Here is a 21,234-nt window from a genome sequence, read left to right on the forward strand (position 1 = left end):
CCGGGATCCACGTTTATGAAACTGTTCTTCTCCGAAGCACAACTGGCCCACCGGCCTACGCAATACATGGTGCATGGGCGGATCGTGGATCCCTTCGAGAATCCCGATCGGGCCACGACACTCCTCGAGGTTCTGGAGGCACAAGGCTTGACGAAGACCGATCCCGGCGATTTCGGCCGGGATCCGATCCTGGCGGTCCACGCCGCCCATTACGTGGAGTTCCTCGAAGGTGCCCACGCCCGCTTCATGGAACTCCCCAATCACGGGCCGGAAGTCCTACCGAACGTCCACCCGTATCGTGGAGCAGGGATCGACCTGGAGGAGCGCGGCAAGCCGCGCACCACGGGGATTCTCGGTCAGGCCGGCTGGTATATCGGCGACATGTCCTGCGCGATCATGGCGGGCACTTTCCAGGCGGCCTACACCTCGGCACAGGCGGCGATTGCCGGCGCGGAGGCGCTGCTGGCGGGCGAACGCGCCTCCTATGCCCTCTGCAGGCCACCGGGCCATCATGCCTATGCCGACAGGGCCTCTGGTTTCTGTTTCTTCAACAATGCCGCCATCGCGGCCGCGCTGCTGCGGAGTCATTTTTCCAGAGTCGCCATCGTGGATTTCGACACGCACCACGGCGACGGCACCCAGGCGATATTTTACACCCGCCAGGATGTCTTCTACGGCTCCGTCCACACCGATCCGTCCTCCTACTACCCGCATTATGCGGGCTATGCCGATGAGACCGGGACAGGGCCCGGCGAAGGAGCAAACCACAACTTGCCCTTGGCGCCGGGCGCGGACGACGAAGCCTTCATCGACGCCAACCAGCGCCTGGCTCTGGCGGTGCAGGCCCATGGGGCCGAGGCGCTCGTGCTATCGGCCGGCTGGGACGCTCATCGTGACGATCCCTTGTCCAAGCTCCACGTGACGTCGGACGCGTTCTCACGGATCGGAGAAATCTGGGGCAAGATCGACCTGCCGACCCTGATCGTCCAGGAAGGCGGCTACTCGCTGGCAGCCGTCAGGGAAGCCGCACCGGCCTTCGTTGCGGCATTCCGCTCCAACGTCACCGAGTGAGGGTTCGAGCCCCTCGCTATCTGCACCGCATCGCTGAAGGCTCCATCACAGTCTGTTGTCCATGTTCGACCCGGTCATTCTTTGACCACGTTCTTGTTCACCTTGGCCCGATACTTCAACAGGCCATTGCGGCCGTGATCGTCGAAAGGATCCTCGTGACTCGGACGCCAGAACGCAGGGGCTTGTCGATCAGCCGCCTTACGATCTCCGGCATAGCCGTCGCGGCTATCACGGGATGGGGAGCCTTTGCCTACTCGACCCTCTCGTCCATGCAACGCGAACATCAGATGAGCGGCCAAACGGCTGCGCTCCAAGAATATCAGTCCGAGTTTCTGTCGCAGCGCATGAAGGCGGAGAACGGGGCGCGCGAGATCGTAAAGCTCCATGAGCAGCTCGCGTCGGCACGGAGCGACATTGAGCGTCTGACTGCGCAGCACACCGAGAGCGAGACGAACCTCGCCGCCACGAGGGAACAACTGGCATCACTCCAGGGGCTCCATGCTCCTCCGGCCCTCGACGGAGCCCCCGCGCTTCGTGACGTTACGCCGTTGCCCACGAAGCAGGATGTCATCTCCGCTCAGAAGGCGCTCACGGATCTCGGCTTTGGAAAACTCGAAGCCGACGGAGTCGTCGGCCCCACCACGCGACAAGCGATCGAAGAGTATCAGCGTCTGGTCGGGTTGACCGTCACCGGTAAACTTCATGCACAGACGCTACAATCCCTTATGCGTTCCGCAAAGGTCGTGGCCGCGCAGAGCGAGCGCACCGAGTAGCTTCTTCGATCAATACGAACAGCTGACTTATGACGTGGTCCAGGCGATTGTCGGGATCCGAACCATACGTCATGTGCTCACATTTTCTTGAACTTGGCGTAACTAACTGTGTCGTCTGCCGGAAACTTTCCGGGCCGCAGTCTTGGATCGCCCCTGTGCGATGCAGTTAACCCTCAGGTAACCTCGGCTTGGAAGGTTGCGGGCTCCGCAACCGCCAAAGCGAGTATCCCGTAGATGAAGGTCACAAGCGCAGCTATCGCAATCCTCGTCCTCTCGAGCACCTATGCCTCTGCACAGACACCGCGGGTGATCGGGACGAGCGAAAGTTGGAGTGCTTGGAAAGACTATGAGAACCGATCTGCGGCCTGCTATGTGTATGCCGATGCTTCATCCAAGAAGCCCGAGCACCTCGATCATGGAAGGGTAACCCTGTTCGTGCGCAGGCTGAACCGCGGCAAGGTTCGAACAGAAGCCAGCCTTCAGGCAGGCTACGATTTCGCTCCAACGGCGATCCGCATTGCGGTGGACGGTCGGCCCTTCACCATGATCCCGCGCGGGAACCATGCCTGGCTGCGTCGTACCGAACGCGAGACCGAGTTCGTGCGCGCGCTCGAGAAGGGGCGTGTGGCGGTTGTAGAGGCAACTTCAAGGCGCGGGAACAAGACGAGTTACAGCTTCCCTCTCAAAGGCTTCACCGCCATCATGAAGAAAGCTCGCCAGGGGTGCCGGTGAGACGATTCTGGATCTGAGAAGGCGGGCGGATGGCCTGCGATCAGGCAGTCGTGGTTGCGCTTGTGGCGGTTCCCCGAATGGACCTGAGCAATGCCTATTCAGGGCGCGAGCGACCTAGAAGACCGGTTGCAATTGCTTGACGTTCTTCGGCGAAGGAGCAGGTCGCCATCGGATGGCCTGCTCGCTGGTACCAATAAGCCGCATTGGAGAGGTCCCCTTCCTTACGGTGCAAATAGGCGTGAACCCAGGCGCATTCACGATCTGCTTCGTCCATTTGAACGAGGCTGTGCGCCCGATCCCAATCTCCACGGGCCTCCCACCAGAGCGCCTGCATTGCATGGCCCCAACCCTCCGGCGGCTTTGAATGGCGAAGCGATGCCTCAAACACGTCGACGCTCATGTTGCCGTCTCCTGGCGTTCGTTCTCCAGATCTTCGTGCCGGCGCAGCTTAATCGATCGCGTCAGCGCGATCATTCCCTTTCCGCTTTTCGTGCATGATCGGGAGGGGATTGTCTCATCGCGAGTTGGCATTTTCAAGCGAGTGCGTTCTGCTGCATGGCCCGGAAGGCGAGGGGCGGAAGCCCGGTTTTCTGCTTGAAGAAGCGGGCGAAATAGGCTGGGTCGTCGAAGGCGAGCGCCAATGCGATCTCCTTGGCGCTCAGGCTCGTGAAGGTCAGGTAGCGCTTGGCCTCGAGGATGATCCTCTGATGAACGACCCCGAGAGCCGTATCGCCGAGATGCTCGCGGCAGATCCGGTTGAGATGGGGCGATGTTAGGCCAAGCCTGTGGGCATAGACCTCGATCGGCTGATGGTTGCGGAAATCCCGCTCGACCAGTTCGCGAAAGCGCAAGGCGTGTTGAAGCGCCCTGCGTCCGGGGCTGCGACTGCCGGCGGTCCGTGCCGAGCCACGAAGCCTGTGGAGTGAGATCAGAACAAGCAACAGCCGCGCCTGGATGGCTTCCGAGCGCCCAGAGCCATGCCCGGTGAGTTCCGCGGCAAGGGAGGCGATGTCCTCGGTCAAGCCGCGCGCGGCCTCCGGATGATCCTGAAGGCCGATCAATCGAACGGAGCGGAACGTCTCTCGGATGCCATCCATGTCCGCAAGGATATGGGTCAGCCGGCTGTCGAACAGGGTCAGCACCGTTCCCTGCACGTCGGGCGAGAACGTGTATCCGTGCACCGTCATGGGGGGCAGGGAGACGATCGCGGGACCGGTCAACCGCGTGCTCTGGCCGTCGACCGAAATGTCGGCCGTGCCGCCCGCGAGATGAAGGACCTGGAACAGCTTCTCGTGCCGGTGTGGCTGAATCCTGTAATTGTGCAAGCGGCTGCGGCTCTGGATGGTCTCGCAATGGACCCAATCCGTCACCGGATCGTCGAATTCTCCATAGAGTGCGTAAGAAGGGATATCTCTCAGGGCCAAGTTTGCTCGATCCGTCATGAGCCGTCGAATGTTCGTTTTGTCCAATCCGATGCTCGCTTTGTCTATTGGCCGTTCGACGGGTGGCGTTCATTCTGTGCCGACGTGAAGAAGGCGGCTCAGACCGTCATTGCGGAGGAAACGAGCATGCGGACCAAGGTCGCCATCATCGGCGCCGGCCCGGCCGGGCTTCTGCTCGGGCGACTTTTGGACAAGGCCGGGGTCGAGACAGTCATTCTTGAACGGCGCAGTCGCGAGTACGTACTCGGGCGCATCCGTGCCGGAGTTCTCGAGCAGGGCACGGCGGAACTTCTGGACAAAGCTGGAGTCGGGGAAAGGCTGCATGCGGACGGCCTCGTTCATGACGGAGTCGAGTTCTGCTTCGATGGCGACAGGCACCGCTTCGATTTCCACGCGCTGATCGGCAAAACGGTCACCGTCTATGGCCAGACCGAGGTCACGCGCGATCTCATGCAGGCCCGCGACACCTCAGGAGCGACGACGATCTACGAGGCCGAGCACGTGTCGCTTCATGATTTCGACGGCGACAGGCCAAGGGTGCACTACGTCAAGGATGGCGTCGAACACGAATTGGCTTGCGATTTCATTGCCGGGTGCGACGGCTACCACGGCGTGTCGCGCGCCAGCGTGCCCGAGGCGGCAATTCGCACGTTCGAACGGGTCTATCCCTTCGGCTGGCTCGGCATTCTGGTCGACAGGCCACCTGTCGCAGAGGAGTTGATCTATGCTCATCACGAGCGAGGCTTCGCGCTCTGCTCCATGCGCTCGCACACCCGCAGCCGCTACTACGTTCAGGTCCCGGCGAACGAAAGAGTCGAAGAATGGACGGATGACCGATTCTGGGACGAGTTGCGTCGCAGGCTCGACGCGGACACCGCCGACAATCTTGTAACCGGCCCTTCCATCGAAAAATCCATTGCGCCTTTGAGGAGCTTCGTGGCGGAGCCTCTGCGGTTCGGACGGCTCTTTCTCGCGGGCGATGCCGCTCACATCGTCCCGCCGACCGGCGCCAAGGGATTGAACCTTGCCGCGAGCGATGTCTGTGCATTGGCCGAGGCGCTCATCGAGTTCTACGCCGAACATTCCCCAGCCGGGATCGACGGCTATTCAACCCGTGTGCTTTCGCGGATCTGGAAGGCCGAGCGCTTTTCCTGGTGGATGACCTCCATCCTTCATACGTTCCCGGATACGGATTCCTTCAGCCGTCGGATCCAGAGGGCGGAGTTCGAATACCTCAGGGGATCGGAAGCCGCCGCCCGTTCGCTGGCGGAGAACTATACCGGGCTTCCGATTTGAAAGTTATGAAGTATTCGCTGCCCATCATGTGCCGCACATTCATATGGAAACTGTATGACGTACACCGTCAGCATTATTAACTTTATCATATTGTAAATGCCAAATCTGATATGACGTTACGTTGACTAATAAGAAAATATTTCCGAATTCTATATAACACTATGCTGATACTCATGACGGATTGAGCGCTCACAGAGGTGAGGCCGTTTCAAAGGCATGATGCCGCCCCGTCATACCGGTGAGAGCCCGGTATATTTCACCATCTTGATCATCTGTCTTTTATCGGCCGGAAGGCCATTGGTAGCGTTATGGATCGGTCCGCCGTTTCATCCGCGGCACCATCGCTGGTGTCCGCCGGCCCTTGGCTGACACGCCCGTTCAGAGGCCTGATCGGCCGTTTCGGGATCGGGTTCCTGATCCCGGTGATCGAAGCGACCCTGCTCATCACCCTCCTGGCGCTGGCTCTCCCGGTGGCGCTGCTGCAGGTTTATGACCGGATTCTTCCGAACAAGGCCGTCGGGACCTTGGTGGTGCTCGCCACGACCGTGACGCTTGCCATCTTGCTGGAGGCGCTGCTGCGCCATGTGCGCGGCCGGGTGCTCGCCCGCGTTGCCGCGACGTCGGAGGCCCAGGCGCATCGTCAGGCCATGGAATGCCTGCTGAACGCGCCGCTCTCGGCACTCGAAGCTCACGGCAACGGCTATTATGCAGAGCGCCTCTCCGCCATCGGGACGCTGCGCGAGGCATGGTCCGGCCCGGCCCTGCAGGCGATGCTCGATCTCCCCTTCGCGCTGCTTTACCTCATCGGCATCTGGTATTTGGCCGGTCCGCTCGTGCTCGTGCCACTGACGCTTCTGGCAGGTGTCGGACTTCTGGCCGGATTGACCGGCCGCCGGGTTCGCCATGCAGCCCAGAACCTTGCCCTGGCCGAGGAGCGTCGTTTCAACTTTCTTTTCGACACACTGAATTGCATCCATTCTATGAAGGTTCTGGGTGCCGAGCCCTTGCTCGAGCGGCGTTACGAGCGCCTCCAGAACGGCTCCGCGCAACTGCGGCGCAAGCTCTCGCATACGATCTCGACCGGGCAGGAGGGCGGCATGCTGCTGTCACAGGTCGCCACGGTCGGAGTCGCAACTTTCGGCTGCCTGATGGTTCTGAAAGGACAGCTCAGCGTCGGCGGTCTCAGCGCGTGCACCATGCTTGTCGGCCGGACGATGCAGCCTCTTCTCGGCGGCGTCGCGCTCTGGTCACGCCTGCAATCGCTTCGGGAGAGCAAGAGGCGCGTTGCCGAAATCGGCGCGCTTCCGCAGGAACGAAGCCCCGGGCGGCCGTTGCTGCAGATCTCGGACGGACACATCCTCATGCAGGATGTCCGGTTCCGCACGCCTCGCCATTCCGATTTTCTGTTCGAAGGGATCGACCTGAAGGTGCAACCAGGCGAGATCGTCGGCATTACAGGCTCCAACGGATCCGGCCGCTCGGCCCTGCTGCGCCTGATCGCCGGCGACCTGAAGGCCAGCGGAGGGCAGGTCCTGATCGACGGACAGGATCTCAGCCAGGTCGATGTCGGACCAGCGCGCAGGCTCGTCGCGCTGGTCCCGCCGGATCCGGCGCTGGTCCGAGGCACGCTCCTGCAGAACCTGACCATGCACCAGCCGCAGCGCGAAACCCTGGCGCTTCGCCTCGCAACGGAACTCGGCCTCGATCACGTCGCGAGCGCTCTTCCGGGCGGCTGGCACACCCAGGTCGGCGTTGCCGCAACGCCGCTGCCGCGCGGCGCCGCCCAACGCATCGGCGTCGTCCGGGCCCTGGTGGAAGAGCCGCGCATTCTGCTCCTCGACGACATCACTTCGCAGATCGACGGGGACAGCGACGCGCGGCTTGCCCGGCTTCTGGCCGATCTGCGCGGCAGGATAACGGTGGTCAACGTCACTCACCGGCCGTCCACCTTGAATATTGCCGACCGGGTTTATGCGATCCGCGAGGGCCGATTGGAGCGCGTGGCATGACACCGGCAAGGGAAGATCGCTCGAGTGCACCGCTGGAACTGCCGGAAGACCTCATATCTCCATCGGATCTCGCCCGCTGCCTGCCGGCGATGCTCTGGCTCCTGGAATGGCCGGGAAGCGTGGACGATCTCCTGTCGGCCCTGCCTCACGTCAAGTCGGATATCGATCTCACCGATGTGCGGAACACGCTCGCCATCCTCGGTTATCCGACCCGTATGGAGCGAGTATCCCAGGGAGCCCTGGATCCGAGGCGCCTTCCGGCAATCCTGCTCCCGGCGGGCGAGCCCGCCGCCATCGTTTATCGTGACGAACAGGGGCGTGTCCTGCTCCTCGATGGTGCTACCGGTGAGGTCGAGCCATGCGACCCGAAGGTGCTGCGCGGCACCGTGATGCTGATCGTCGACATGGATGCCGGGGCTCCGCGCAAGAGCTGGTTCAGCGGCATCGCCCGACGCTTCCGGGGCGATCTGCCTGCGCTTCTCGGGGTCAGTGGATTGATGGCGGTGCTCGGACTTGCCGTGCCGGTCTTCACCATGTCGGTATTCGACACCGTGATCGCGGGATACAGCCCCGAGACCCTGCCGATGCTCGTGGCCGGCGCGATCGCGGCCATCCTGATCGAAGTCGCGTTTCGAGCCGTCCGGCAGCGCGCTCTGCTCAGCATTGCAGAGCGGCTCGACCGACTGGTCCCAAGTGCCGTCTTCACCCAGCTCATGTCGTTGCCGACCGCGCTGGTGGAGCGCGCCGGAACGGCCTCGCAGGTATCGCGCCTGCGCGATTTTGCGGCCATCCGCGAGTTTCTCACCGGCAGTTTCGCCATCGCACTCCTCGACATGCCGTTCACGCTGATCGTTATCGTACTGATGATGGTGCTGGGCGGGTGGATCGCAATCGTACCCATGGGCACGGCCGTCGGGTTCATTGTCTTGTTCCTGATCTCCCGTGGGCCGATGCGGCTCGCCATCGAGCAGGCGGCCCGCGCCAACCAGATGCGGGAGGCGCTGGCCGTGGAAGCCCTCGAAACCGTGCGGACCCTGAAGCTCGTGGGAGCCGAGGAGCGCTGGATCGATCGCTACTCTTCCGCCGCCGCGGCCGCGGCCGTTTCATCGGCTCGCGTCAGCACGCTCGCCGGTCTGGTTCTCGCGGCTAGCCAGGCACTCGTGACCTTGTCGGGGCTGGCTGCCGTGGTCATGGGTGTGCTGTCGGTCCTGGGCGGTGCCATGACGGCCGGCGCGCTCATCGCCGGCATGATGCTGATCTGGCGCATTCTCGGCCCCATGCAGACCTGCTTCGTCATGCTCTCCCGGTGGGAACAGACGCAAGCCTCCATCCGGCAGGTCGACGGCTTGATGGCGTTGGAGACGGAGCGGCCTCCGCCGCTCGAGGCGCGCATGGCGCCGCCGGAGGAGGGCGCCATCGTGTTCCAGCGGGTGACTCTACGCTATCTCCCACAGGCCGAGCCGGTTCTCGCCGGTGCCAGCTTCTCCATCCAGCCGGGGCAAGTCGTGGCCGTCACCGGTGCGGAGGGGAGCGGCAAGTCGACCCTGTTGCTGCTGATCGCAGGTCTCTACCGCCCACAAGGCGGCCTGGTGCGGATCGACAGCCATGACGTCCGCTCCTTCAACCCGGCGGTTCTCCGGCGCAGCATCGGCTGGGTCCCGCAGTCGCCGGGTCTCCTGTACGGCACCGTGGCCCAGAACCTGCGTCTCGCCCGTCCCAGCGCGTCCGACGCGGATCTGCGCGCGGCTGCCGAAGAGGCAGGCGTGCTGGAAGCCATCGAGACATTGCCGCAAGGCTTCGACACTCGCGTCGGCGACAACAAGAGCGGGCGCCTTCCGCGCAGCATCCTGCAGCGGATCGCCCTTGCAGCCGCCCTGCTGCGCGACGCGCCCATCCTATTGCTCGACGAACCGGTTGCAGGCCTCGACGATGCCTGCGCCAAGGCCTTCACCGATGTCATAGCCTCGCGTCGCGGTCGCTGCACCATCCTCATGGCAACGCATCGACCGAGCCACATCCGGCTGGCCGACCGCGTCCTGCGGCTTCGCGACGGTCAGGTCGAAGAACTTGAACAGCAGACGGCTCCCGTCGGCCCGCGTCCCACGAGAGCCCCGATCGGCCCATCGCTGGCGAACGCCGCCTTCGCGAACGCGTCGGCCGCCAAAAATCCGAAAGTTGCATGATGAGCAAGACCGCGACACCTGCCGTCAACGGCGAGATCCTGCCCGCAAGCCTCGACAGCCGCACTCTGCCTCGTGCCAGCCGCCAACCGCGGCCGGATGGTCACGTGCTGGCGCTCGAAGAGCTGCGCGTGAAGGGACTGGAGCGGGCAGTCGTGCTGGGGACCGGGATCCTGGTGGCGGCCGGCTTGTCCTGGGCCGCCCTGACCCGTGTTCCCGAAGTCGCCGTCGGCACCGGTGAAATTTCTCCGTCGGTTGCGGCCGCGCCGGTCCAGCACCTCGAGGGCGGCATCGTCGCGGAAGTGCTGGTGAACGAAGGTGAGGCGGTCGAGGCAGGGCAGCCGCTGCTGCGCATGAACGACGCGGTGGCGCAATCGGAACTGTCGCAGGCCAGGCACCGGTTGGAATCCCTTCAGCTTCAGGCGCAGCGTCTTGCTGCCGCCGCAGACGGTCATATCGTGGCCCTCGATCTCCGGGGACGCCAGACACCCTCGTCTGGCCTTGTTGCCAGTGCCGGCGGAGACGCGCAGGCCGTGCCGCCGCTGACCTCCGGCATGTTTGTCGAGCCGCAGCGCGCGGCTCTGAATTCGCGCCTGCGGGCGTTGGCTGACCGCGTCGCGGTTTTGCAGGAACAGGTGGCGCAGCGGCGGAGCGATCTCCTGACACTCGGAGGGCAGATCTCCGCCGTGCAGGAGCAGATGGCGCTCCATTCCAAAGAGCTCGGAATCCGGGAAGACCTCGCCAGCAACGGTTTGACGACCCGCCTTTCTGTGCTGGAGGCCCAGCGGCTCTTCATGAGTGCGAAGGCCGAGCACGAGCGACTGACCGGGCAGCGCGTGACGGCGCAGCGCAGTCTGGCCGAGGCGGAAGCCCGGATCGCCGAGGCGCAATCGGCAGCCGTGGACGAGGCTCGTCAGGAGGCGGCGCGGGTCGCCCTGGACGTCGCCGAGACGACCGAACTCGTCCGCAAGCTGGAAGACCGTGCAGAGCGCGTCATGCTGCGCGCGCCCATCGACGGTATCGTGCGTGGGCTTGCGGTGCATCGGCCCGGGACGGTTCTCCCGCCCGGCGGCCTTGTCGCCGAAATCATGCCCCAGGACGCGCAACTCGTGGCCGATGTCAGGCTCATGCCCCGCGACATCGGCTTCATCGAGGTCGGTCAGCAGGTGCATGTCAAAGTACAAGCCTTCGACTATGCCCGTTTCGGGGCGGTCGATGGCAGGGTCGAGCGCGTGTCGGCAGGCACCTTTCTCGACGAGCAGAAGCAGCCGCATTATCGCGCACGCATCGCGCTCAATCAGCAATATGTCGGCCACGACCCGCGTCATGCACAGCTCGTGGCGGGCATGACCGTCCAGGCGGATATCACGACCGGCACGAAGACGGTGCTGCAATACCTGCTGAAGCCGATCTATTCGGCCATGGCCGCATCTTTCCACGAGCGCTGAGCACAACATGACCCAGCAACCCGACCTGACCATTCCGTTCGACGCCAGCGTCGTGGATGAGGAAGCCCTGCGTGCCCTCCGAGCCGTCCAGAGAACGGTGCCCGTAGGCGACGGCGGAGCGGCCGGCAACCTGGCAGGCGGAACCGACGCGGTCGCGGCATTCGGCATGATACCGGGCTCGCCCTCCGGGGGCGCTGGAAGCGGGGCGGGAGACGTCCTGCCGGTTGCCGAGGACTTGGCTCATCGTTCGGACGCCGCGCCGCTCGAAAGGCTCGATGCATCTGCTCCCATAATCAGGACGGTGTCGCTGGCTGCCGCATCGCCGGAGGCGCCCATTGTGGTCGAAGCGCCGCCCCCCCGTTCCGTCGCACCGACGAGCATCGGCGGTTCCCATGAGGCGCCGGCGACAACGAGTCCCTCACGTGGCATAGGGATCCCGGTAGAGGCCGCAACGGCGCAGGACAGTCCACAGGGTGAGGATGTGACGATCCTGACACCCGAATATCACCAGCCTCAGCCGCAGGAACCGCGGGACAACGCGGCCTCGACCCCGGTCGCGCGCGTCACCGATGCCGAAGGGCAGGAGGATCAGCCGGTCGCGCTCGATCTGTCGGCGGTGCTGACCGACAACGACGGGTCAGAGCTGCTGTCGATCAAGATCTATGGCGTCCCCGAAGGCGCCTCTCTCTCGCATGGCAAGCGCGAGCCAGACGGAAGCTGGAGAGTGTCTCCCTCGGATCTGTCGCATCTCGCCTTCATCCCTCCCGTCAACTTCTCCGGGACCATCAATCTCAGGCTGGAGGCTACCTCGCAGGAGCTGAACGGATCGACGGCCATCGTCGATGCTCCCTTCCAGGTACAGCTCCACGCCGTCGCCGATGCCCCGGACGTGACGGTTGCCGACGCCCGTGGCTACGAGGACATGCCGGTCAGCCTCTCGGGCCTGGGCGGAGCCCTTCGCGACACTGACGGCTCCGAGGGCCTCAGCTTCGTGCTCAGTGGCGTGCCGAGCGATGCAACCCTTAGCGCCGGTACGCCGCTCGGCGGCGGCCGCTGGGCCCTGACGCCGGCGCAGCTGACGGGCCTGACGCTCTCCCCGCCGCCGCAGATGTCGGGCCGGTTCACCCTGACGCTCACGGCGATTGCGACCGAGAGCGAGCCGGGCGTGCCCAGCGCCCGGACCTCGGCCACATTCACGGTGAGCATGGATCCGGTCGTGGATGCGGGCAGCATCGGCGGATCGAGCGCAGGATCGGAAGACAACCTGATCCGGCTCCAGCCCAACTTCTCGACTCCAGACCAGGACGGCTCGGAGACGTGGTCGGAGTTCACCCAGCTGGCGGGCCTGCCACCGGGCTCTTCGCTCAATCTCGGCTCCGAAATCGCCCCCGGTGTGTGGCAGGTCGCAACCGCCGACCTGCGCGCCGGCCTCGTGATGATCCGCCCCGCGGAGCACAGCGACGAGGACTTCACGCTCACCCTGACGGCCACCCTGACGGATACCGGAAACGGCAAGAGCGTCAGCCGCGTGGTGACGGGCACACATACAGTGACGGTCACGGCCGTCGCCGACGAACCTCTGGTGGCAGCGCACGACGTTTCGGGACATGAAGATCAGCCGATTCCGCTCGACGTCTCGGCCGTTCTCGTGGATGCCGACGGCTCCGAGACCCTGACGGTCCGGATCCTCGGTGTTCCGAACGAGGCTTCGCTCTCGCACGGCACACGCCAGCCCGACGGCAGCTGGAACGTGCCGCCGGCCGATCTGGCTCACCTTTCGATTACGCCGCCCCGCGACTTCTCCGGCACGATCAAGCTGACGCTCGAGGCGACCGTTCGCGAAAGCTCGAACGGTTCGACGGCAACGCAGAGCGTCGGTTTCCGGGTGGACGTGGAGGACGTGTCCGACACCCCGCTGGTAAGCGTCCACGATGCTGCAGGACGCGAGGACGAGTGGACTGCCCTGGATCTCCGAGCTGCCCTCACCGACACCGACGGATCGGAGACGCTATCGGTCAGCATCATCGGCGTGCCAGCGGGAGCGCGTCTGTCCCACGGCAGTCGCGCTGCGGATGGCAGCTGGCAGGTCGCACCAGAGCAGTTGGCAGATCTTGCCATCCTTCCACCAGAGAACTTTTCCGGCACGATCAACCTCAACCTGCACGCCACCTCTATGAGTCCGAACGGCTCGACGGCTATCGTCGACTCGCCGTTCCGGGTCCATGTCGACGCCGTCGCTGATGCTCCCGTTGTCGGCGTGCACGACGCCGCAACGCGGGAGGACCAGCCGGTTGCGCTCGACCTCTCGGCCGCGCTCACCGATATCGACGGCTCGGAGGTTCTCTCGGTCGTGATCGAGGGTCTGCCGGCCGGCTCCCGCCTGTCGGCGGGCATCGACAATGGCGACGGCAGCTGGACGCTCACGCCCGCCCAGCTCACTGGCCTGACCCTGACGCCGCCGGTCGATTGGAGCGGCCAGATGGACCTGACCCTGGTGGCACAGGCGCGGGAGACCTCGAACGGCTCGACCGCGACGGTGCGGGCGCCGTTCAGCGTTGCGGTGGAGGCGGTGGCGGATGCCCCCTTGGTGGCAGCCCATGACGTCATCGGCTTCGAGGACACGCCGGTCGCGCTCGATCTCTCGGCGGTGCTGAAGGACCGGGACGGCTCGGAGGTGCTCTCCGTTGTCGTCTGGAACGTGCCGGCCGATGCCTCGCTGTCGCACGGCTCCCGCCAGCCCGACGGCAGTTGGAGCGTCGCGCCGGCTGACCTGGCCGACCTGAAATTCATTCCCAAGCCGGATTTCTCCGGCCCGGTGGACCTCCGCATCGAAGCGACCGCCAGGGAAGGGAACGGCGATACGGCGACGAGCACGGTCGATTTCCGCGTCCAGGTCCACGCGGTCGCCGATACGCCCGATGTCACGGTGGCCAATTACACGGGCCGCGAGGATGAGCCGGTCGCCCTGACCGGCCTGGGCGGCGCCCTGCATGACCTCGATGGCTCGGAAACCCTGAGCTTCATCCTCACGGTGCCGCCCGGTGCAACGCTCAATGCCGGAACCAGACAGGCCGACGGCAGCTGGCTCCTGACGCCCGCGCAGCTCAACAGCTTGGTTCTCACGCCTCCGCCGAACGGATCGGGACGATTTGAGCTGACGCTGACGGCAGTCGCGACGGAGAGCGAGCCCGGTGTACCGAGCGCGCACAACTCCGCCAAATTCACGGTCGACCTCGATCCCGTGCTGGATCAGGGCACCATCGCCGGCTCCGCCTCCGGCGACGAGGATACATGGATCACGCTCCGCCCGAAATTCGATACGCCCGACAAGGATGGTTCGGAAACCTGGTCCGCATTCACCACGATCTCCGGGGTGCCGATCGGCGCTACGCTCGACCATGGCACGATGGTGGAGCCGGGCTTGTGGAAGGTCTCCACGAGTTCCCTCCAGGCCGGGCTCGTCAGGATCAAGCCGCCGCTGAACAGCGACGACGATTTCACCCTGACGTTCACCGCGACGCTGACGGATACGGGCAACGGAAAGTCGGTCAGTCAGATGATCACGGGGACGAACCCGTTCATCATCAACGCAGTGGCTGACATGCCGAACGTGGCCGCTTCCGACGCATCGGGCAAGGAAGACCAGGAGATACCGCTCCATCTGTCGGCGAGTCTCGTCGATACCGATGGATCGGAGACGCTGACGGTCAGGATCTACGGCGTTCCGGCCACGGCTTCCCTGACGAAAGGAGTGCTTCAAGCCGACGGCTCCTGGCTCGTCTCGGCTGCGGACCTGCCGAACGTCGCCCTGAAGCCGCCGGCCGATTTTTCAGGCACGCTGGACCTCAAAATTCAGGCAACTGCGACGGAAAGCTCAAACGGAAAAACGGCATCGAGTGAAGCGTCGTTTCAGGTGAAAGTCGACGCGGTGGCGGACGAGCCCGGCCTACGCGTCGCTCCGGCCGTAGGCGATGAGGACACAGCTATTCGGCTCACCATGACGGCCTGGGCCACCGACCGGGACGGTTCGGAGACGATTACCGGGTTTCGGATCACGGGCATTCCGGAGGGAGCGGTCGTACAGGCCGGCGGGGTGGCGCTGGTCGTCGTCAACGGAAGCGTGCTGGTCGATCCGGCCGTGGTGAACAGCCTGACCATCACGCCTCCTGCTCAGTCGGACGAGGATTTCACCCTGAAGGTATCCGCGATATCGGCGGAACCCAATGGCAGCACGGCCGAAAGCGCGCCTCTCGATCTGCGCGTGACGGTGCGCGCGGTGGCCGACGCTCCCGTCATGAACGTGACCGAAGCCAACGGATTCGAAGACACTCCGATTGCGCTCAATCTCTCGGCGACGCTCCCGGACAACGATGGATCCGAGACTCTGAGCTTCGTGATCAGGGGAGTGCCGGAAGGCGCCGTAATGTCCCACGGCACCTATCGTGGCCCCGGAATCTGGTCCCTGACGGCTGAGGAAGCCAAGCTCGCGACCTTGCTGCCGCCAACCAACTTTTCGGGCACCATCAACCTGACCGTGACGGCGATCACGCAGGAGGAGCGGGGAGGCGATCAGGCATCGACCACCGTCGAATTCCCCGTCAAAGTCGAAGCGGTGATCGACATCCCGTCCGTCGGCGGCCTCGACGGTTTGTCCGGCAACTGGGGCACCATGCACGACACTGAGGACCAGCCGATCCTGCTGCGTCTCGATCCAGGTCTTGGCGACAGCGACGGCTCGGAAAAAGTAGTCGGTGACATTCTCATCAGCGATGTTCCGGCCGGGGCCATCCTGCGACTGGCGGACAACACCGTCGTCAGCGCTGATGAGAACGGGATCTACAGGGTTTCCGCTGCCCACATGATGGGCGTGACGCTGACGATGCCTCACGATAGCGACGAGGCACGCACTCTCAAGATCGAGATGACGATCGAGGACAGCGGCGGCGTCAGGGCGACGATCGGCGGAAGGATGGTGGTGGATCCGATCGGCGATGCCGACACGCCGAACATGACGTTCGAGCCGTCCAATGGCAGTCCGCATAACAGCCTGGATCCGGGCCAGGGCTGGATCCCGCTCCATATTACGGCAGCACCGGCGGACAAGGACGGTTCGGAAACCCTTCAGATGTGGGTGCGGGATGTGCCCGCCGGGGCCGTTCTCTCGTCAGGCATTGCGGTCGGCGAGGGCATATGGCTGGTTCCGGCCCAGAATCTTCCGAACCTTTCCATTCGCCCGAGGGCAGGTTCCATTGACAGCTTCGAGCTGAAAGTCACTGCCGTCGCCGTGGAGCGCGAGGGGGATCAGGCTGATCTGACGGTCGTGGTTCCGGTGACTCTCACGGTTCCGAGCGGCGGGGGCGGCGATGGCGGTGGGGATGGTGGTGGAACGGTCCCAGGGCCCGATCCGGACAAGGCCCCGCTGGCCCAGGCCCCTTCGCTGGTGGTCCACGACGCCAACACTCTGGAGGACCGCAGCGTCGTGCTCTCCATTGAAGCCGAGATCAAGGATACGGATGGCGGACGCGAAACCCTCGGCATCCGCATCAGCGGAGTCCCTGAGGGTGCGAGCCTTTCGGTCGGCGTCAGGGATCCGTTTACGGGGGCCTGGGTGTTGCATCCGGATCAGCTGAAAGACGTCAGGCTTATTCCTCCGGCGAATTTCTCCGGCAGGATCGATCTTCAGGTGGTCGCGGTTTCAACGGAAGCCACGGGTGACCAGAAGGCCATTCCGGCCACGATCAGCATCAATGTCGAAGCAGTCGCCGACAATGCCGTCATCAATGCAAATCCGTCGGTCGGCAAAGAGGATGGTGCCGTTCCGTTGAAGCTCACGGTCGCACCCGGCGACGGCGACGGCAGTGAGTTCGTCGCGGCCGTGATCATCTCAGGCGTTCCGGTGGGAGGACGCCTTGAGGGCGCCGATGCCGTCGATCTCGGCAACGGTCGCTGGTCCGTCGATCCCAACCAGCTGAGCAGCCTCCAGCTCATCCCGCCTGCCAACAGCCATGGAACCTATCACCTAACGGTGACGGCCACGACGCAGGAGAAGAGCAACGGCGATAAGCATGATACGCAACAATCGATTGCCGTGACTGTCGAAGCGAAAGCGGATGCCCCGACTGTCACCGTTCACGATGCATCGGCAAAAGAGGACGAAACGATCACTCTCGATCTGTCCGCGTCTCTCGTCGACACAGACGGGTCGGAAGTGCTCTCGGTGGTCATCCAGGGATTGCCCGAAGGCGCGCGCCTTTCCAAGGGCATCAACAACGGCGACGGCAGCTGGACTTTGACGCCTTCGCAACTCGCCGGATTGACCGTGACGCCGCCCGCCGACTGGAGCGGCACCATGAATCTGACCGTGCAGGCCCATGCACGGGAAATCTCCAACGGATCGGTGGCAACGACGGAGGCTACGCTCCAGGTGAGGGTGGATGCCATCGCGGACGCTCCCGTCATCGGCGCCCGCGATGCAGCCGGCCTGGAGGACCAACCGATTGTCCTCAGCCTCTCCGCGGCCCTGACGGACCGGGATGGTTCAGAAGTGCTGTCCGTAGTCATCCTAGGGATGCCCTCCGGGGCAAGCCTCACCTATGGGACGCGTCAATCGGACGGCAGCTGGAGCGTTTCACCGGCCGACCTGTCGCGTCTTGCCGTCATCCCGCCGGAGAATTTCTCGGGCAGCTTCGGCCTCACCATGCGCGCCACCAGCCGCGAAGCCAATGGCGACACGGCCACGAGCGAGGCGAGCTTCCGTGTGCAGGTCGAGGCGGTGGCGGACGCGCCGAACGTCACGGTGCGCGATTTCACCGGCAGCGAGGATACCTCCATCAGGCTTTCGGGCTTGGGAGGCGCGCTGGTCGATACGGATGGATCGGAGAGCCTGAGCTATGTGCTCAGCGGCCTGCCGGACGGCGCGAGCCTCGACGCGGGAACCAAGCAGGCCGACGGGAGCTGGTTGCTCACGCCAGCCCAGCTCAACAACTTGGTCTTCACGCCTCCGGCGAATGTGTCCGGGCAGTTCACCCTCACGCTCACCGGCATTGCGACCGAAAGCGTCGGTGGTTCGGTGGCCCGCACGTCCCGTGACTTCACTATCGGCGTCAACCCCATAGCCGACGCCGGCACGATCACCGGAGCGAGCGCGGGAAACGAGGATGCGCCCATCCAGCTCCATCCGACCTTCACGCTCCTGGATAACGACGGGTCGGAGATCTGGTCCGAGTTCACGCAGGTGTCCGGCCTTCCGACGGGCGCAGGCCTCAATCTCGGCACGCAGCTCACGCCGGGCACTTGGCTGGTCGCCACGGCGGACCTGCGCTCGGGTCTGGTGATGATCAATCCTGCGGAGCATAGCGACGCGGGCTTCACCCTGACCCTGAAGGCGACGATCACGGACACGGGCAACGGCGTGTCCGTCAGCCGGGAGGTGACCGGCACGCACCTGGTCACCGTCAATGCCGTAGCCGACATGCCCAACGTGGCCGCGCAGGATGCGGCAGGGCAGGAGGATCACGCCATCACGTTGAACCTGTCCGCGGCCCTCGTGGATACGGACGGCTCGGAGACGCTGACGGTCAGCATCCTGGGCATCCCGGATGGGTTCACTCTGTCCCACGGCACGTCCCTCGGAGGCGGCGTGTGGCGGGTTCCCGCGGACGCTCTCCCCGGGCTGCAGCTCCATCCGGCGCAGGACTGGAACGGGACGCTGCACCTGACCCTGCAAGCGACGAGCACAGAGACGGCGGGCGGCACCGCGACGACGACCACTCCTTTCACCGTGACGATCGAAGCGGTGAACGACGCACCGGAACTCGTGCTCAACGCACCCGCACATGCGGAGGCGGGCGCCCATCAGGCGAGCGCGATGGGCCTCGTCGAGGCGCATGACGTGGACAGCCATTATCTCGGGGGAGCGACCGTGACGCTCACCGGCGCGCAGGTGGGCGACAGACTCGATTTCGAGGGTTTCGCGCTGCACGAGGAGAACGGGCGCATGATGGTCGGCGATACTGGTATCGAGGTCGTCGGCGGCGGTTATGCGTCCCATACCGGCACATTGACCCTGAGCGGAGACGCAACACCGGAGGTCTATTCGGCGGTGCTGCACTCCCTGGTGCTGGAGAGTCAGGATACCAGCGGGCTCACCGCTGGATCACGCAGCATCGCCGTGACGCTGTTCGACAGCGAAGGAGCCGCTTCGCTGCCGAAAACCATCGACGTGATCGTGGACGAGCCCCCGCCGGCCCCCTTCGAGGCTCACAGCCTCATGGCGACTGCGGATTCGGCGACCTCGCAGGATCTGGCCGGATCGGACGTCCTTCTGATGATGGCGGATGGCATGATCGATCCCGGCCATGGAACCGGAGGGGCTTGGACGGATCATATCGACATCGGTGCTCACTCGGAGACGGCCCCGCATCAACCTGTGGAGCTCGATCAACCCGCTCCCGAACACGTCCAGACGATCGACAACCTCCAGATCGAAGCCGCCAGGACCCATTGGTCGTAAGGCGTTCCTGGGCAAAAGACGGAGCCCCGACCGGGAAACGAACTGATCCTGTTGACGTGTCGCGGCCGGCGGCCTTAGAGAAGATCGAGCGTCCGAGCGATGTTTGCCGCTTCTGGAGGGGTGGCCGAGTGGTTTAAGGCAGCGGTCTTGAAAACCGCCGTGGGTGCAAGCCCACCGTGGGTTCGAATCCCACCCCCTCCGCCATCTCCTGGTTCTCGTTCCCTGCGTCCCGCATTTCTGGAACGGGACCGTTTCATTAACCAAGACAACTCAAATGGGGCTGTGAGCTGAGCTCAAAGCTAACTCCAGGTCGATTTCGCCGCGACCTGACAACCGGAAAAGATCCTTCCGGCGGCCAGTGTAGGATAAGACACTGGTAGAAAAGGGATATTTGATATTGACCTCGAACTGCCGCCTTTTTGTCGTCCTTTGCCGCAGCAACGAGCAGAGGGGTACACGACGCCCTTACCCTAAAGTGAAATTGCAGCATTGGCCTCTATCCTGCTGGCAAAAATCACAAATTTTAATTTTGATATATTATTATGCTAACTGCAGCTTTGCCATTGACAAGCGCGGCTATTTAACTTTCCTTTAAGGACCCGAAAGCACTTTGGCTCGATGCTCAGGCTATCCCTGGCTCTGCCATGCACGGTGCGGATATTGGATGCGAGACCACATGCCTTCTAATCGCGCAGAAGTGACGACCGACCTGAAGGGGAATGCCTCTTCCTTCAATCAGTGGACTCTCCTCCGCATCGCAGGTGTGACTGCAATCGCCCTGACGGCAGCCAATTGCTCCTCCAATGTCCGTGGCGGCATCGATCCCAAATATGGCGTCGCTCCGAGCCCGAAAGTGGTCGCCGACGGCCAGCCTGTTCCCAAGGGCGGCGGCCGCGAGATGGTCGGCAAGCCCTACACGGTGGCTGGCCGCACCTATGTTCCCAACGAGACGCCGCGCTCCAGCGAAGGCCTGGCATCCTGGTATGGATCCAACTTCCATGGCCGGATGACGGCCAATGGCGAAGTGTTCGACCGGGATTCGGTCGCCGCCGCGCACACCACCATGCCGCTCCCGAGCTATGCGCGCGTGACGAATCTGCAGAACGGCCATTCGATGATCGTCCGCGTGAACGATCGAGGTCCGTTCCACGGCAACCGGGTGATCGACGTGTCCGAGCGCGCCGCTGCCGCCCTTGGATTCCGCCAGTCGGGAACGGCTCGTGTGCGGGTCGATTACGTCGGCCGTGCGTCCACCAACGGCAGTGACGATCGTATTCTCCTGGCGAGCCTGAGGACCGACGGGACGCCCGCATCCCTGACCGGCTCGGCACCGACGATGATCGCCCGGGCCGAACCCCAGACCAATGCTCCGCGTCAGGCCATCGCGCTGCGCACCTACGAGCCTGACGACGGCGTTTACGCGGCACCGGCGCGCCCGTCGCAGGCGGCCGGCTCCGGCGCCGTTGCCAGCAACGTCCCGCTTCCGCCCGAGCGTCCGTTCGACCTCGGCACGATTCCCGGTGCGGCAAACCCGGTTGCCCGGATCAGCTCCGTGGCTCCAGGAACGGTTCCCGCCTCGCGTCCCGTGGTGGCGAGCCTTTACGGAACGCCGGCTGACGATGCTCGCTCCGGTTTCCAGAGGGGCAACGCCTCCAATATGGCCGATCCCTCGAAGTTCGTTCTCCGTTAGAAGCCAGCTCCTCACGGCCCGATCCAAGGTTGCTTCTTTATAGGGCCTGCACTCCGGATTGCACCCCAAAGAGCACACTCC

Annotated in this window: 11 protein-coding genes and 1 tRNA gene; 10 read left to right on the forward strand and 2 right to left on the reverse strand. The window is 64.2% G+C overall.

The window, feature by feature from the left end:
• Positions 1–15 precede the first annotated feature (15 nt).
• The 3 genes from AB4097_RS11270 (at position 16) to AB4097_RS11280 (ending at position 2,576) form a co-directional block, all read left to right on the forward strand.
• Positions 16–1,071, forward strand: coding sequence for a histone deacetylase family protein (locus AB4097_RS11270; protein ID WP_442039482.1), 1,056 nt, complete (start codon positions 16–18; stop codon positions 1,069–1,071).
• A 287-nt stretch (positions 1,072–1,358) separates the two neighbouring features.
• On the forward strand, positions 1,359–1,844 hold the full coding sequence (locus tag AB4097_RS11275; RefSeq protein ID WP_442039484.1) for a peptidoglycan-binding domain-containing protein: 486 nt from the start codon (positions 1,359–1,361) through the stop codon (positions 1,842–1,844).
• Between the two features lie 234 nt (positions 1,845–2,078).
• A complete protein-coding gene (locus AB4097_RS11280; protein WP_442039486.1) occupies positions 2,079–2,576 on the forward strand; it encodes an invasion associated locus B family protein in 498 nt (165 codons plus the stop codon).
• Positions 2,577–2,670: 94 nt separating this feature from the next.
• Here the strand turns inward: AB4097_RS11280 and AB4097_RS11285 are convergent, their stop codons facing one another.
• Positions 2,671–2,976, reverse strand: a complete 306-nt coding sequence (locus AB4097_RS11285; protein WP_442039488.1) for a hypothetical protein — start codon at positions 2,974–2,976, stop codon at positions 2,671–2,673.
• A 133-nt stretch (positions 2,977–3,109) separates the two neighbouring features.
• On the reverse strand, positions 3,110–4,000 hold the full coding sequence (locus tag AB4097_RS11290; RefSeq protein WP_442039490.1) for a helix-turn-helix domain-containing protein: 891 nt from the start codon (positions 3,998–4,000) through the stop codon (positions 3,110–3,112).
• 144 nt (positions 4,001–4,144) lie between these two features.
• Here AB4097_RS11290 and pobA point away from each other — a divergent pair, with 144 nt between their 5' ends.
• The 7 genes from pobA to AB4097_RS11325 all read left to right on the forward strand — a co-directional run bounded on the left by pobA (position 4,145) and on the right by AB4097_RS11325 (position 21,153).
• Entirely contained in the window at positions 4,145–5,314 is a 1,170-nt protein-coding gene (pobA, locus tag AB4097_RS11295; protein ID WP_442039492.1) for a 4-hydroxybenzoate 3-monooxygenase, read from the forward strand.
• Between the two features lie 347 nt (positions 5,315–5,661).
• Complete coding sequence (locus AB4097_RS11300) at positions 5,662–7,323, forward strand: peptidase domain-containing ABC transporter (protein ID WP_442039494.1); 1,662 nt, start codon at positions 5,662–5,664, stop codon at positions 7,321–7,323.
• Complete coding sequence (locus tag AB4097_RS11305; RefSeq protein WP_442039496.1) at positions 7,320–9,506, forward strand: peptidase domain-containing ABC transporter; 2,187 nt, start codon at positions 7,320–7,322, stop codon at positions 9,504–9,506. The genes AB4097_RS11300 and AB4097_RS11305 overlap by 4 nt, the downstream gene beginning before the upstream one ends.
• Positions 9,503–10,951 carry an HlyD family type I secretion periplasmic adaptor subunit gene (locus AB4097_RS11310; protein WP_442039498.1) on the forward strand — a complete coding sequence of 483 codons (1,449 nt, stop codon included), beginning with the start codon at positions 9,503–9,505 and terminating at the stop codon, positions 10,949–10,951. The genes AB4097_RS11305 and AB4097_RS11310 overlap by 4 nt, the downstream gene beginning before the upstream one ends.
• A gap of 7 nt (positions 10,952–10,958) precedes the next feature.
• Positions 10,959–19,463: an Ig-like domain-containing protein gene (locus tag AB4097_RS11315; protein WP_442039500.1), complete on the forward strand. Its 8,505-nt coding sequence runs from the start codon at positions 10,959–10,961 to the stop codon at positions 19,461–19,463.
• A gap of 114 nt (positions 19,464–19,577) precedes the next feature.
• Positions 19,578–19,667 (forward strand) — tRNA-Ser (locus AB4097_RS11320).
• A gap of 472 nt (positions 19,668–20,139) precedes the next feature.
• Entirely contained in the window at positions 20,140–21,153 is a 1,014-nt protein-coding gene (locus AB4097_RS11325; protein ID WP_442039502.1) for a septal ring lytic transglycosylase RlpA family protein, read from the forward strand.
• Positions 21,154–21,234 lie beyond the last annotated feature (81 nt).

It is taken from the genome of Microvirga sp. 2MCAF35, assembly GCF_052115545.1.
Lineage (GTDB): Bacteria > Pseudomonadota > Alphaproteobacteria > Rhizobiales > Beijerinckiaceae > Microvirga.

Excerpts from the sequence above, each read along its gene's own strand:
- pobA (WP_442039492.1), top strand. The coding sequence starts at position 4,145 with ATGCGGACCAAGGTCGCCATCATCGGCGCCGGCCCGGCCGGGCTTCTG.
- AB4097_RS11315 (WP_442039500.1), top strand. The coding sequence starts at position 10,959 with ATGACCCAGCAACCCGACCTGACCATTCCGTTCGACGCCAGCGTCGTG.
- AB4097_RS11285 (WP_442039488.1), bottom strand. The coding sequence starts at position 2,976 with ATGAGCGTCGACGTGTTTGAGGCATCGCTTCGCCATTCAAAGCCGCCG.
- AB4097_RS11275 (WP_442039484.1), top strand. The coding sequence starts at position 1,359 with ATGAGCGGCCAAACGGCTGCGCTCCAAGAATATCAGTCCGAGTTTCTG.
- AB4097_RS11310 (WP_442039498.1), top strand. The coding sequence starts at position 9,503 with ATGATGAGCAAGACCGCGACACCTGCCGTCAACGGCGAGATCCTGCCC.
- AB4097_RS11280 (WP_442039486.1), top strand. The coding sequence starts at position 2,079 with ATGAAGGTCACAAGCGCAGCTATCGCAATCCTCGTCCTCTCGAGCACC.
- AB4097_RS11325 (WP_442039502.1), top strand. The coding sequence starts at position 20,140 with ATGCCTTCTAATCGCGCAGAAGTGACGACCGACCTGAAGGGGAATGCC.
- AB4097_RS11270 (WP_442039482.1), top strand. The coding sequence starts at position 16 with ATGAAACTGTTCTTCTCCGAAGCACAACTGGCCCACCGGCCTACGCAA.
- AB4097_RS11305 (WP_442039496.1), top strand. The coding sequence starts at position 7,320 with ATGACACCGGCAAGGGAAGATCGCTCGAGTGCACCGCTGGAACTGCCG.